11 protein-coding genes are annotated in these 13,876 nt (G+C 61.1%); 6 read left to right on the top strand and 5 right to left on the bottom strand.

Going from position 1 to position 13,876, the window contains the following annotated elements; genetic code table 11:
- Nucleotides 1–9 precede the first annotated feature (9 nt).
- Genes carB through VGI36_06540 form a run of 3 tightly spaced genes read left to right on the top strand, consistent with a single transcriptional unit; the run spans nucleotide 10 to nucleotide 5,900 of the window.
- Entirely contained in the window at nucleotides 10–3,216 is a 3,207-nt protein-coding gene (gene carB, locus VGI36_06530) for a carbamoyl-phosphate synthase large subunit (GenBank protein ID HEY2484785.1), read from the top strand.
- Between the two features lie 57 nt (nucleotides 3,217–3,273).
- Entirely contained in the window at nucleotides 3,274–5,400 is a 2,127-nt protein-coding gene (locus tag VGI36_06535) for an ATP-dependent DNA helicase RecG (GenBank protein HEY2484786.1), read from the top strand.
- Nucleotides 5,400–5,900, top strand: a complete 501-nt coding sequence (locus VGI36_06540; protein ID HEY2484787.1) for an NUDIX hydrolase — start codon at nucleotides 5,400–5,402, stop codon at nucleotides 5,898–5,900. The genes VGI36_06535 and VGI36_06540 overlap by 1 nt, the downstream gene beginning before the upstream one ends.
- On the opposite strand, the gene VGI36_06545 is transcribed toward VGI36_06540, so the two are convergent.
- Both VGI36_06545 and VGI36_06550 read right to left on the bottom strand, forming a co-directional pair.
- On the bottom strand, nucleotides 5,865–7,199 hold the full coding sequence (locus VGI36_06545; GenBank protein ID HEY2484788.1) for a hypothetical protein: 1,335 nt from the start codon (nucleotides 7,197–7,199) through the stop codon (nucleotides 5,865–5,867). The genes VGI36_06540 and VGI36_06545 overlap by 36 nt on opposite strands.
- Nucleotides 7,196–7,894, bottom strand: a complete 699-nt coding sequence (locus VGI36_06550) for a septal ring lytic transglycosylase RlpA family protein (GenBank protein HEY2484789.1) — start codon at nucleotides 7,892–7,894, stop codon at nucleotides 7,196–7,198. The genes VGI36_06545 and VGI36_06550 overlap by 4 nt, the downstream gene beginning before the upstream one ends.
- A gap of 418 nt (nucleotides 7,895–8,312) precedes the next feature.
- Between VGI36_06550 and VGI36_06555 the strand changes: the two genes are divergently transcribed.
- Both VGI36_06555 and VGI36_06560 read left to right on the top strand, forming a co-directional pair.
- Nucleotides 8,313–9,509: a deoxyguanosinetriphosphate triphosphohydrolase gene (locus tag VGI36_06555; protein HEY2484790.1), complete on the top strand. Its 1,197-nt coding sequence runs from the start codon at nucleotides 8,313–8,315 to the stop codon at nucleotides 9,507–9,509.
- Nucleotides 9,496–10,092 (top strand): hypothetical protein, encoded by a 597-nt coding sequence (locus tag VGI36_06560; protein ID HEY2484791.1) that lies wholly within the window; start codon nucleotides 9,496–9,498, stop codon nucleotides 10,090–10,092. The genes VGI36_06555 and VGI36_06560 overlap by 14 nt, the downstream gene beginning before the upstream one ends.
- Nucleotides 10,093–10,288: 196 nt before the next feature.
- Here VGI36_06560 and bfr read toward each other — a convergent pair whose 3' ends face one another.
- From bfr to VGI36_06575, 3 genes are all read right to left on the bottom strand, one after another.
- Nucleotides 10,289–10,765 (bottom strand): bacterioferritin, encoded by a 477-nt coding sequence (bfr, locus tag VGI36_06565; GenBank protein HEY2484792.1) that lies wholly within the window; start codon nucleotides 10,763–10,765, stop codon nucleotides 10,289–10,291.
- Between the two features lie 78 nt (nucleotides 10,766–10,843).
- Nucleotides 10,844–11,098 (bottom strand): (2Fe-2S)-binding protein, encoded by a 255-nt coding sequence (locus tag VGI36_06570; protein ID HEY2484793.1) that lies wholly within the window; start codon nucleotides 11,096–11,098, stop codon nucleotides 10,844–10,846.
- A gap of 209 nt (nucleotides 11,099–11,307) precedes the next feature.
- Complete coding sequence (locus VGI36_06575; protein HEY2484794.1) at nucleotides 11,308–11,940, bottom strand: NAD(P)H-binding protein; 633 nt, start codon at nucleotides 11,938–11,940, stop codon at nucleotides 11,308–11,310.
- Between the two features lie 593 nt (nucleotides 11,941–12,533).
- Here VGI36_06575 and VGI36_06580 point away from each other — a divergent pair.
- Entirely contained in the window at nucleotides 12,534–13,442 is a 909-nt protein-coding gene (locus VGI36_06580) for a thioredoxin domain-containing protein (protein ID HEY2484795.1), read from the top strand.
- The last annotated feature ends 434 nt before the right edge of the window (nucleotides 13,443–13,876 follow it).

A 13,876-nucleotide genomic window follows, 5' to 3' on the forward strand; every position in this document is an offset into this window, starting at 1 on the left:
ATTAGTAACGTGCCGCTGCGCAAAGACTTGAAATCGATTCTGCTTATCGGCTCCGGCCCGATCGTGATCGGACAGGCCTGCGAGTTCGACTACTCGGGCACCCAGGCGATCAAGGCACTGCGCGAAGAAGGACTGCGTATCATTCTCATAAACTCCAACCCTGCGACCATCATGACCGACCCGGAACTGGCAGACCGGACCTATATCGAGCCGATGACCGCCGAGGCGATCGGCAAGATCATTGAGCGCGAGCGGCCGGACGCACTTCTCCCAACCGTGGGTGGTCAGACCGCTCTCAACCTTGCGATCGAACTCGCGGAATCGGGCGTGCTGGATCGTTTTAAGTGCGAACTGATTGGCGCCAAGCTGCCAGCCATCAAGAAGGCCGAGGACCGGGACCTCTTCAAACAGGCGATGATCAACATCGGCCTCGAAGTGCCGCGCTCCTCGATCGCGCATTCGATGGACGATGCTGAACGCATCCGGCAGGACCTCGGACTGCCCCTGATTATCCGGCCGTCGCGGACCCTGGGCGGGACCGGAGGATCGATTGCTCGGGAACTCGACGACTATCGCGCCAAGGTGAAGTGGGGGCTCGAAATGTCACCCATTCATAAGGTGCTGATCGAGGAGTCGGTCGAAGGATGGAAAGAGTTCGAGCTCGAGGTGATGCGCGATATGGCCGACAACGTCGTCATCATCTGCTCGATCGAGAACCTCGACCCAATGGGGGTGCACACCGGTGACTCAATCACGGTGGCGCCGGCACAGACCCTGACCGACAAGGAATACCAGATCATGCGCAATGCCGCATTGCGCATCATCCGCGAGATCGGGGTCGATACCGGTGGTTCCAATATTCAGTTCGCGATCGATCCCAACACCGGCAAGATGGTCGTGATCGAGATGAATCCGCGCGTCTCGCGGAGTTCCGCGCTGGCCTCCAAAGCCACCGGTTTTCCGATTGCAAAGATTGCCGCCCGACTCGCGGTCGGTTACCGCCTCGACGAGATCCCCAACGACATCACCCGCAAGACGCCCGCCTGTTTCGAGCCGACCATCGATTACGTGGTGACCAAGATCCCGCGCTTTACCTTCGAGAAATTTCGCGGCGCCGCCGACGAGTTGGGGCCGCAGATGAAGTCGGTCGGCGAGGTCATGGCGATCGGGCGGACCTTCAAGGAATCGTTGCAAAAGGCGCTGCGCTCTCTGGAAATCGGATCCTTCGGACTTGAATCCCACCTGAACGCAGCTACTCGCGACGCCGCTTTGGCTGAGCTGCGCAAGGAAGTAAGCCGCCCGAGCAGTCATCGCCTCTTCCATCTGGCCGACGCGTTGCGTCTTGGCCTGGCGCGCGACGAAGCCTATCGCTTGAGCGCCATCGATCCGTGGTTCATCGACGCGCTAGCCGAAGTAGTGGCGGCGGAAACGCGCGTGGCGCGCGAGCCGCTGAGCGAGGCCTATTTTCGCGAATTCAAGGCGCTCGGATTTTCCGACCGCCGGATCGCGGATCTCCGCGGCACCCAGGAATCCGAGATCGCGCAGACCCGCCAGGCATTTAAGGTTGCGCCCGTATACAAGGCCGTCGATACCTGTGGCGCCGAGTTCCAGGCGTTCACGCCGTACCTCTATTCCACGTACGAAGGCGAGGACGAGGCGGAACCCGACCTGCGCCGCAAGGTGATGATCCTGGGTGGCGGACCCAATCGTATCGGGCAGGGCATTGAGTTCGACTATTGCTGTGTCCACGCGAGTTTGGCCCTCAAGGAGGCCGGGTTCGAAACCATCATGGTGAACTGCAACCCCGAGACGGTCTCGACCGACTACGACATTTCCGACCGCCTCTATTTCGAACCGCTGACCTTCGAGGACGTGCTCGCCATCGCCGAGCGCGAAAAACCCATCGGCGTGATCGTACAGTTCGGCGGACAGACTCCACTCAAGCTCGCGGTTCCGCTCGCACGGGCCGGGGTGCCCGTCCTGGGTACGAGCCCCGATGCGATCGATCGCGCCGAAGACCGCGAGCGTTTCAACACCCTGGTCGAAAAGCTCGGACTGAAGCAGCCGCGCGGGATTCTGGTACGCGGTCTGGACGAGGCGATCCGCGGCGCCAAGCAGATCGGCTACCCAGTCTTGATCCGTCCCTCGTATGTCCTCGGCGGCCGGGCGATGGAGGTAATTGGCGACGAGGCTTCGCTGCGCCGGTACGTCGCGCAGGCTTTCGAAGCCTCCGAACGCCATCCATTGCTCATCGATCGGTATCTGCGCGGCGCCACCGAGGTCGATGTGGATGCGATAAGCGACGGTGAAACGGTGGTGGTCGGCGGTATCATGGAGCACGTCGAGCATGCCGGTATCCATTCCGGCGACAGCGCGTGTGTTCTGCCGCCGCGAAGCCTCACGCCGGACTTGCAACGTTCACTCACCGAGCAGACCAAATTGCTGGCACGCGAGCTGGGCGTGGTTGGACTGATTAATGTCCAGTACGCAATCTACGAGGGCGAGGTTTATATCCTCGAAGTCAATCCGCGCGCCTCTCGGACCATTCCGTTTGTCAGCAAGGCAATTGGGGTTCCGCTCGCCAAGCTCGCGGCCCTGGTGATGGCGGGCAAGAAGTTGAGCGAACTCGGGTTCACAACCGAACGAGTCCCCGGATACGTGGCGGTTAAGGAATCGGTCTTTCCGTTTGCCCGCTTCGCCGGAGTCGATACGATTTTGGGACCGGAAATGAAATCCACCGGCGAAGTGATGGGCATCGACTCGTCGTTTGCGATGGCGTTTGCGAAGGCGGAACTGGCAGCCGCATCGGACCTGCCGATGGCGGGGCTGGTGTTCATAAGCGTGCGGGATGAGGACAAGACGTCGCTGGAACCAATCGTGCGCGGCCTGGTCGACATGGGCTTCGAGCTTATCGCCACCCGCGGGACCGCCGCGTACATCGCCAAGCTCGGTCTGAGATGCGCAGCGATCAACAAAGTCCTGGAAGGCAGTCCCCACATCGTCGATGCTATGCAGGCTGGCCGTATCGCCGCGATTATCAACACTCCCGACGAGAACGGCACGGCGGATTCTTTTTCGATTCGACGTACAGCGCTGGAACTTCGTTTGCCGTACTTCACCACCATGGCGGGGGCGACCGCCGCGGTCGAGGGAATTCGCGCGCTAAAGAACGAACGTTTTGAGGTTCGCGCGCTGCAGGATTACCATCGCGGGTAAAACTCGTCCTCGCCGATCTGGCACACCGAGATGCGCGCACCAGTGGAAAGGAATCGGATGCGCGCGACCGACGCTGCAAAGCCCACAGTCCGCAAATCGCACTCGCTGTCTCTCGAAACGAGCGTCGTAACCCTGTCAGGAATCGGCCCCAAACGGGCGGCGGTTCTCGCCGAACGCGGTATCGCAACCGTCCGCGACCTGATCTTTCATCTGCCGTCGCGCTATCAGGATTGGCGCCATCTGACCCCGCTCAGCGCCTTGGTTCCCGGCACTGTCGCAACCGTCGAGGCCGAGCTTGGTGGGGTCAGCGAACGACCGATGTCGGGAGCACCGTGGAGGCGGTTGGCAAGCGGATGGTTAAGCAGCGGCGGCATCCGGGTTCGGGTGGTGTGGTTTAATCTGCCCGGCTACATGCGCGGAAAGATCCCGTCGGGCGAACGCGTCCTCGCACATGGTCGTGTGACCGAGACACGGGAAGGAAATGTCGAAATCGTCCAACCCGAGATCCACCTTCTCTCCACGGGCTCGCCGCCCCCGGTTCGTCCTTACTACAACCTTCCCGCCGGAATGAGTCAGCGGGTCTTCGCCGGCATCGCGCGCAGCGCGCTTCGTGAGGTGGAGCAGCAGGTTGGTTCTTCTATTCCGGAGGACATGCACCACGACTTTCTCTCCGTGGCGCAGGCTCTTGCGGGGTTGCACCAGCCCTCCGCGGGTGCCGACGTAGGCGCGTTGAATGCGGAATGTTCGCGGGAGCACCTGTCGCTCGCGTTCGATGAGCTGTTCGCCTTCGAATTGGCGCTAAGCCTGGAACGGGAACGCGCGGCGCAACGGCCGGGGATCGCTATCGAGAGCGGCGCCCAGAAGATTGGCGCCTGGCTCACGAGCTTGCCGTTTCGACTGACCGATGCGCAGGCCCGCGCGATCGGCGAAATCTCCGCCGACCTCGAGCGGCCCACGCAGATGAACCGCATGCTGCTTGGGGACGTGGGCAGCGGCAAGACCCTGGTTGCCTTCTGTGCCGCGCTAAGCGTGATCGATGCCGGCTATCAGGTCGCGATGATGGCTCCGACCGAACTGCTAGCGGAGCAGCATCATGCGAGTTTTCAGCGCCTGTGCGGAAACCTCGCGATCCCAGCCGCGCTGCTGACTGGCAAGGTCCAAGGTAGCGCACGAGCGACGCTCCTGCGCGGCCTCAACTCCGGCGCCGTGCACATCGTGTTCGGCACGCAGGCAATCATTCAGGAACGGGTACGAGTAAAGGGTCTGGGTCTCGGGATCATCGACGAGCAGCATCGCTTCGGCGTGTTCGACCGCGCGAAGCTGAAGGCCCTGGGCCCGGGGGCGAATCTGCTGATGATGACCGCTACCCCTGTACCAAGAAGTCTGGCCCTGAGCCTGTTTGCTAATCTGAATATTTCATTTCTTGACGAACTACCCCCAGGGCGCACGCCGGTGGAAACCCTGATCTTCAGCGAAACGGACCTAGACCGGGTCGAGGAGATCGTGCGCAGGGAGCTGGCCGCGGGTTATCGAGCTTACTACGTGCTCCCGCGGATTGACGCGCCTGACGAAGAAATGCGCTCCGTCGCGGCAGCCGCCGAGCGTCTCAAACGGAGTACATTGAAGGACTATCGGGTTGAGGTAATGCACGGCAGGATGAACGCCACGGACAAGGAACGCGTGATGGCTCGCTTTCGCGATGGCGCGGTGCAAGTCCTCGTTTCAACCACCGTGGTGGAGGTCGGCATAGACGTACCGGAAGCGACCGTCATCGCAATCATCGCGGCCGAGCGCTACGGACTTGCTCAGTTGCATCAACTTCGCGGCAGGGTGGGGCGAGGGCGCGCGGCGGGGCGATGCTGCTTGGTAGCGTCAGGCGAAGCAGACGAGGTTGCGCGCGAGCGCCTGAGTTTGATGACCACCTGTATAAGCGGTGCGCAGGTCGCCGAGGCTGACCTAAAGTTGCGTGGCCCCGGCGACCTTCTGGGCGCAAGGCAGACCGGTGCGTTGCCGCTGCGTTTCGTCCACCTGGTGCGCGATGACCGCCTTATACAGCGCTCGCGCGAGCTCGCCGAGGGGTGGCTCAGGCACGATCCCAACCTCCAAACTCCCTCATCGGCGGGCGCGCGCAAGGCGATTCGCCGCATGCTCTCGCTGGGCTTCAGCCTCGGAGACGTCGGCTAATGGCCAAAGACACTAGCAGCAAGAGCCCACGCCCAAAGCTGCCGGTCCGGCGCGAAGTATCCGCCGGTGGCCTGGTGTACCGTCGGCGGCACGACGGCGGACTTGAATTCGTGCTGATTCGCCCCAAAGGAGCCGACACCTGGGCGTTGCCGAAAGGTCATATCGAGAAAGGCGAAAGTGCCGAAGACGCCGCGGTGCGCGAGGTGCGCGAAGAAACCGGCCTGGAAGTAGGCCACATCGAACCGCTAGGCGACGTGTCTTACGTTTTCTCGTGGCGCGACCAGCCCCAAGCTTCGCTGGTGAGAATTTTCAAGCGCGTGCGGTTCTTCACGATGGAATTTGCAGGAGGCGATTCAAAGGCTCACGACGGGGAGATCGAAGAAGTAGCGTGGTATCGAGCCGAAGAGGCCTGCCAACGTGCAAGCTACAAGGACGAACGCGGCCTGATCGGAAAGGCTATCTCATTATTGTCCAGGCGCGAGACCGGAGGGGTGGGGTAGTTCGCTCCGGTTGCCGCTCTCGATTTGAGTCTCCGACCAGATGGATGGCTCCAGCGTTTCCATCGCTTGTGCCGCGGCGCCGATAGCCACCAACACCTCGTGGTCGCGATAGTCGACCTCGTGCCGCGTATTGCCGAGCAGTTTGTCCAGGGTGGTCGTGTAGACGGCCGCGAATTTGGCGGCGGTGCCGCTTTCCGCAAACACCAACAGCCATATTACCGAGATCTGGCGGCCGGATTGGAGGATGACCATCTGGTCGCCGGCCCAACGCCCCGCCAGCGCCACTTCCGGCGCGTCCTTGCCGAGGTTGCGCTGCAGGAGAATGCGCAGCAGCAGTTCGCCGTAGGTGTCGTCATCCACCTTGCTCCAGGAACTCATCGTTCGCTCGTAACCGTGGATTGCCACCCTCACCGGGGGCTTCGGATGAACGAAGTAGTCGTCCGAGTGGATGACCTGATGCGTCGAGAGGGGAGGGTTCGCGTAAAGCGCGTCGACCGCCTTCCACCCTCCACGCCGATAAGCCTCCGCAACGAATCGGACGCCATCGGAATATTGGAAGACCAAGGGAATCGCCAGTCCGTCGGGGGTGTCGGGCGCTTCTTTCGTGAGCTCCTTGGCGATATCGGGAAGATACATGAGGAGCCCATCTATCACCGAGGCGTCCATCCGACCAGCCACGTAGGCGTAGCCGGCCAGCGTCGCGTCACCTTCCGCAACTGACTTGAGCGCCAGCGCGCTGTCGTCGTTGTTCTTCACCTGGTCGAGCTTTTTGTCGAGATCAAAATGTTGATCCTGGAGCGCGTGCGTAAGCTCATGAGCCAGCACCATTTCTCCGCCGACATCGTGCTGGGCGACAAACTCGGCGGTGTTGGTGAAAAAGCCCAGGTTCGTGCCGCCGGCCACCAAAACCATTTCCTTGGAATGAGGATCGTAGAAACCTGCGACCTGGTTGCGCAGCAGTTTGAGCGATTCCGCCTTGAGGTCGATTCCGGAAGGGTACAGACCTACCAGCGCCCCGGCCGTGCCATCGGCTAGCAATTGATTTTCGGTGTAATCGCGCATCAGGTCGCTTTCCATCTGCTGCTCGGCCTGGTCGCGATCTTTCACGACCAACGGCACCGGCCTGAGAAAGTTGAGTTGGCGGATTTGCTGAAGTCCTTGCTCGACCCTATCGACCTTGGGCTGATTGAGGGAATGGCCATTGACGAGGGCGTACGCGCAGCCCGCCAACAGAACCCCGCACGCCGCCGTCACCAGGCGTCGCGCGGCACTCCGAGGAACGCCGAGATATGACGTCATTCGCTTACGATGATGATGGGCAAGCCGAAACGCGAGCTCTGGTCAGCGCGCGCCTGTGCCTCTCGGCGCGTCGCAAACCCGCCCATCCGCACCCGATAATAGCGACGACTGCCCGCATCGACCTGGTCCACGCGAACGTCAGGATAGTACGCGGACAGTTCGGAACGTAGATGATTCGCGTTGGACGAGCTAGCGAAAGAACCAAGCTGTACGAAATAGCGCGGCGGCGTTCCGATAGGCGAGGCACCCGGCGGAACGGTCACCAAATCGAGTCTGACGCGCGCCGTCCCGGGTCCGGTCACGCCGAGGACCGTCGCTGCTTTGCGCGACAGGTCGATTTTACGGCCCTTCATGTAGGGGCCGTGATCGTTGATTCGCACCTCGACCGATCGCCCGTTATCGAGGTTGGTCACCATCACCTGGCTTCCGAGGGGATAGAGGGTCGAGGCGGCCGTCAGGTCATCTTGGTTGTAGATCTCACCACTGGAGGTCGCATGGCCGTTGAACCCCGGGCCGTACCACGAGGCGACGCCGAATTGCGAATATGGAGGAGCGGGGACCGCGGGTATCGAGGCGACAACCGGTGGGGCAGAGGGGGGGAGCGGTCGAGTTGTCGCACATCCGGCGAACACCAGGCTCGCGACGCCCGAAGCAACCGCACCACGAAAGTGGCGACCTCCTTCCCGTACTTCCACCACCACACCCAATCCACACGAAATTATAGGCGACCGGGGGTGGGCCATGAAGAGGGGTCGGCTGGGGCGATGGACTTAATTCCAACGCCGTCTGTCATTGCCCGGTTTCGCCAATGGCCAGAGCCGCTGTCATGCAGAAATGACTAACCCCGGCAATGGGGATGCCTACGGTGATCTCCGAGAAGGGGACGGACCGCTTATCCGCGAAGCGACGGCAGCAGAAGCGAAAGGTCGTTGTCTCCCCCTATCTGAAGCATTTATTAGCAGCAGTCTCAGGACCCTCGCGAAAGCAGCTAAGCAGGGTTCGGAGGGCGGTTGCGACGTTGGTTGGAGTTGAGTCCGTCAAGGGTGCGCGGCCTTGAGGGGCTCGCTGCGGGCAACGACACGACAACGGGCCAACGCTGCTGCTCGAACGTGCATGCCTCTTCGGGCGCATGGTAGCATTCTGAGCGCGATGCTCTTAAATCGGCAGGCCCTGGAGGAAGTCGAACAGCGGACCCTTGCGCCCTACGCGATGCTCTCGGCCAACAGTCGCGGGCGCCGATTCCCCGAACCCGAACATCCGATGCGGACCGCGTTTCAACGCGACCGTGATCGAATCATTCACTCCGCGGCCTTTCGCCGCCTCGAATACAAGACCCAGGTCTTCGTGAATCACGAGGGCGACTACTATCGAACGCGTCTCACCCACACCCTGGAGGCAGCGCAGATTACCCGAACCGTCGCGCGGTCGCTGGGGCTGAACATTGAGCTGGCAGAGGCGATCGCGCTCGCTCATGACCTCGGCCATACTCCATTTGGACACGCAGGCGAGCGCTTCCTGAACGAGTTGATGTCCCCGTACGGCGGTTTTGATCACAACGCGCAGAGCCTGCGCACCGTCGATTGGATCGAAATCCGTTATCCGAATTTTCGCGGACTTAATCTTACTTTCGAGGTGCGCGAGGGCATCATCAAACACTCTAATTTTCAGAATCGCCCCGCGGCGCTGGAGTTCGACCCCTCCACCTGGCCATGCCTCGAGGCGCAGATCGTCGACCAGGCTGACGAAATCGCCTATCTGGCGCACGACGTTGACGACGGCGTGAAAGCGCAGATGTTGACGGGGGAGGATTTGAGCGCGTCGATGCTGTATCGGAGCGCATCCGTACAGGCGCGCGCGAGTGTTCGCGACGGCGATGTGCGGGTTATAGGGAGTCAGACCGTGATTCGAATGATCGATGCGATGTCTACGGACCTGGTTACACAGATTGCGTCGGACTTCGAGCGCTCCTCGATTCGAAGCGTAGAAGGAATCAGGCAGGCCGGAAGGAGGCTGGCCGCGTTTTCACCGGAAATGGCGCAGCAAGTAGCGGAACTCAAAGAGATCATGCGCCAGCGACTTTACCGGCACTATCGAGTGAACCGTATGACGGAAAAGGCGGGTAGGGTGCTCGCCCGGCTCTTCGAAACTTATCTGGCTGAACCGGGCCAGATGCCCGAGCATATTCTCAAACGGGCTGAACAGGACCACGAATCAATCGCGCGTGTAGTCGCGGACTACGTGGCGGGAATGACCGATCGCTTTGCGCTCGACGAATATCGGAAACTCTTCGACCCTGATGAGCGAGTCTGACCGGGCGTCGCGCCAGAAGCGCCATCGTGAGCGCCAAACGGTCGTTATCCGGCGAGAGGACCACGTGGGCGATCCGATCTCCATCGCGTGGCTGGTGCCGGCGGAGACACTAGGGGACGCAATCGTCGGTCGGCTGCACGACTACCTGGGACGCAGAGTTCGCATCAAGAAAGCCGAGATCTCACGCGACACCATCGAGGTGCAGGTGGAAGTCCACGGGTGGCGCGAGGAAGCGAACCGGCTGGCCAGCGCGGCGCGAGATCTCTCGGAGAAGGGCGCCAAACGCGGTGCGCTCGCGATGTGCCGGGAGGCCTTGGAACTCGATTCGCTCAGCGTCGAGGCAATGACCGCAATGGGAACCATACTGGCGGCCCTCGGGAAGGACGAAGAGGCTCTCGATGCCTTCCAGCACGCGCGCGAGTTCGGAGACGAGGGCGTGTCCGTCGTCCTGGCGATGCTAGAGGGCGCGATCCGTCTAGGCTGGCTCGCCTCCGCCGAGCGCTACGCCCAGGAGGCACTCCGTCTCGACCCGGAAAACCTCCAGGCTCGGGACGCACTGCACTCAATCAAACAGCGAATCTAGGTGTGACCCGTTCACCTTGTACGAGCAAGCCACCATGGGGCAGCGGAGCGTTGCTTGGGGTGCCATCGTCCATGAGCCGCAACTTTGGGCGTTCGTTACCATCGGGCGCATCGATCCGATTAAGGCGGATATAATCACGAGGCGGCTGAGTGCAGCTGTAGGCGGAACTGCCGGGTTATTCTACAAGTAGGGTCGGTCAGCTCGCGCTGCCGGATTGCAGCTGAATGTAGTTCTCGATTCCGATCTGCTCGATCAGGTCCTTCTGGATCTCTATGAAATCGATGCTCTTTTCTTCGTCGCGCATAATTTCTTCGAGCAGGTCGCGTGTGACAAAGTCTTTCACCGTTTCCGTGTGCGCAAGCGCGGCTCTTATGTCGCCGAGCGCCTTCAGTTCTAGCTTCAGATCGCAGTCGAGGACCTCTTTCACGTTCTCCCCGATCTGCAGGTGGTCAAGGTCCTGGAGATTCGGCAGTCCTTCAAGAAAAAGAATCCGCTCGATGATCCGGTCCGCATGTTTCATTTCCTCGATCGACTGATCACGCTCGTACTTGCCTAGCTTGGTCACACCCCAGTGATCGAGCTGCTTGGCGTGCAGGAAGTACTGGTTGATCGAGGTCAATTCGTTGCGCAGTACGGTATTCAGAAACTGGATAACCTGGCCGTCACCCTTCACGGTCGTTTCTCCCCGCTGGCGAAGTCGAGGCTTGCGATGTCGAGCTTAGGGCATCGGCCCCGATCAAAGGAATGCGAACTAGGCGTCGGAGGCGTGCGAATCCTGGCGCAGATCAACCCCGTTCCGTCCCGTCGTAAGCATATCGCGGAGGGCGGGCGCGCACTTGCCACACTTCGGCTTCACTCCCAGTGAGCGATAGAAGGCGGCCACGGAGCATGCGCCGGAATCGGTATGCGAGCGAGCCTGGCGATCGCTGATAGCGTTGCAGATACACACGTACATGCTTTGAATGTCCTGGCGGTGGCGCCCGTTGATAATGATAATGATTATCAAATTCTGCGTTTACCCTGCAAGACCCTGCGCCAACCCGCTCGAAAAAATGAGCCTAGCCCGAGACGCAGGGCGAACCCGCGGGGGATCAGGCTCTTACCTGGGAGCGACGGAGCCATTCGTCGAGACCGATGCGGCCGAGCCGCGCCTCGCCCAACGGCACCAGCGATCGTTCCTCGACGCGGCCGCCCCAGTATCGGGCCTCGGGGTCGCTAACGACCTTTCGCGGGTCGCCGACCGCTTTCAGATAGCGGGAGACGATTTCGTTGAATGGCGCTCGTTCCGGGCCGGCGATGTCGAGAATGGCGTTTCGGGGCCCCCCAAGCGCCACATCGGCGACAATGGGTGCAACGTCGTCCGCCGCGATGGGCTGGAACAGGCCCGGGCGAAAGCCTGACCAGGCTTCCCTGCGCACCTGAATCGGCGATGGCGCCGAGGAATTCCAGGAACTGCGTCGAGCGTACGATGGTGTAGGGTAGGCCGGAGCTCTCGATCAGTCTCTCTTGGACGACCTTGGCGCGGAAATAGCCATTGTCGGGCGAACGGTCGGTTCCGACGATGGAGAGCGCGACATGGTGCCCGACGCCGGCGGCGGCTTCCGCCGCGAGAAGATTGCGGCCTGAGGTCTGGAAGAATTCCAGCACCGCCTTGTCCTCAAAAGAGGGCGAGTTGGCGAGGTCTATCACCACCGACGTGCCGGCCATGGCATCTTTCAGACCCTCGCCGGTGAGGATGTCGACGCCGGTCTTGGGCGAGGCGGCGACGACCTCATGGCCGCCTTGGCGTAGAATGGGGACAGTCTTCGAGCCGATGAGGCCGGTACCGCCGATGACGACGATCTTCATGGTTTATTCTTCCTTGTCGAAGACCGGAGACCCTTTGTTTCCATAGGGCCTACGGAATTTTTTACGCAACGTGAGCAGACTTGATTCTGCTGGACGAAACGCCAAGGACGACTGGCCTTAGACCTCCAGCACTTTCGCGGTCGGATGCTACCCACTTACAGTAGACCTGCCTTCACGGTTTCCACGCAAGAGATTTCTTAGATTGCCTGTGCTATCGCCTTGTGGCCGTATGCTCGGCATTCCATGTCGGTGCGAATGGAAGATCGGCGACTGCACGGGTCGGTGGCGTATGGTCCAACCCCTCAAAGACTCCGGCCTGGAGTTGTGCCGGAGGCCGTCTGATCGGCAAATCAAAACTGGCGCTACGCTCTAGTTGACATAATGTTGCTTATGCGAAGTACGCGTCGTGGGTCAAATCCCCGAGGGCGGTTCCATGCAGGTCTCCTCATTCGCGCCTCACCAAGCCACCCGAGGGTGGTCTCCCAAGGCGAGAGCAGTCGTCCAATTCTGATGCTCTGGAAGATCTCGATCGTCGCCCGTATCATGAAGCCCTTATGGAGCATTCGATTGATAGGAGCTCGATGGTTGGTCGGTTGAGCTTCGCGGTATTCGTTCTCGTTCTGACAACTGCTCTGACAAAAAGCCGCGCTTGGGCGGGTCCCTCTACCGCATCGGCCAATGTTGCCGTCCCGAGTAACCCTGCCCGCGACGCCGCGCTGAAGGAGTATCTGCAGAAGAAGTTTCGGATAGGTAGCGCCAACGAGATCGCGCTGGGGCCCATGCAGAAAACCGCCTTGCCCGGCATTTACCAGCGTCAGGTCACCGTTACCAACGAAAAGGGCCAGAGCGTCACGGTTTCGCTTTTCAGCGATCAGAACGAAACCAAGGCTATCCTGGGCCAGTTTTACGATCTCGGCACAGATGCCTGGGGGCGAACCGATCTCGGGCCAGTGCATCTGGATGACCGCCCAACGTTGGGACCCCCCGATGCGCCCGTCACAATGCTCGAATTTGCGGACTTCGAATGCCCGTTCTGTGCGCATGCCTTCAGTGAGGTAGAGGCGCTCGCCAACACGACGTACAAGGGCAAGATTCGAGTCATCTTCAAAAACTACCCCTTAAATGGGCACCCCTGGGCACGCACGGCGGCGATCGCGGCTGAATGTGCCCGGCTGCAGAATCCGGCTGCATTCTGGGATTTCGCACGGTACTTCTATTCCAACCAGGGACAAATCAACCCCGGCAACGTGCAAAAGAAAATCGACGAACAGGCCGCAAAGCTGGGCCTCGATGACACTGCCTTGAAGGCGTGCATGGCGGCGCCCGCGGCCGCTCAGCGAGTCGCTCAGGATGAGGCCGACGGCAACGCTGTCCACGTATCGTCGACGCCAACCTTCTTCGTTAACGGGATACCGGTGGTGGGCCTGCCGGAGGGCAACGTTTTCGACTTCATCATCAACTCAGAACTGACCTCGGCCTCCGCGCACGCCGCTGCGCGATAGCGCCATCGCCGCGAGACGGAAATTCTCCCGTCGAGTCGGAGAGGATCCGGTCGCCCTCCCCCTTCGCTGTAATCTCTCGTTGCCCTTGCCCGGGGAGCGCGATCCTAAGGTCTTGGGTTCGCCACAAAATGTCGCACGACACCGCGGAGAGCCTCGATCAGCTTGGCGGGTAAGAAGAGAGAGAGCGCTGTTTGGTATTGTCTAATGCTTGTGCCAGGCGCGTGAATCACGCCTCTTCCTGTCCCCTTGGCGCCAGTCATTCCGCAGCCGAGGGTCGTGAGTGGGCACGCCGCAGCTCGCTAACCGCGCTCGGCGGTGGCGACGGCAAGACCGCTTGGAGGCACTCCCCGAGGAGGCGCCTTCAATTCAGTGTGAGGAAGGAGTGGCGGAGGACCCCGGAACTAACACCGGCATGCTGCCAACTGGCGGGGGCT

The sequence above is a fragment of the Candidatus Binataceae bacterium genome (genome assembly GCA_036495685.1).
In the GTDB taxonomy this organism is placed as follows: domain Bacteria; phylum Desulfobacterota; class Binatia; order Binatales; family Binataceae; genus JAFAHS01.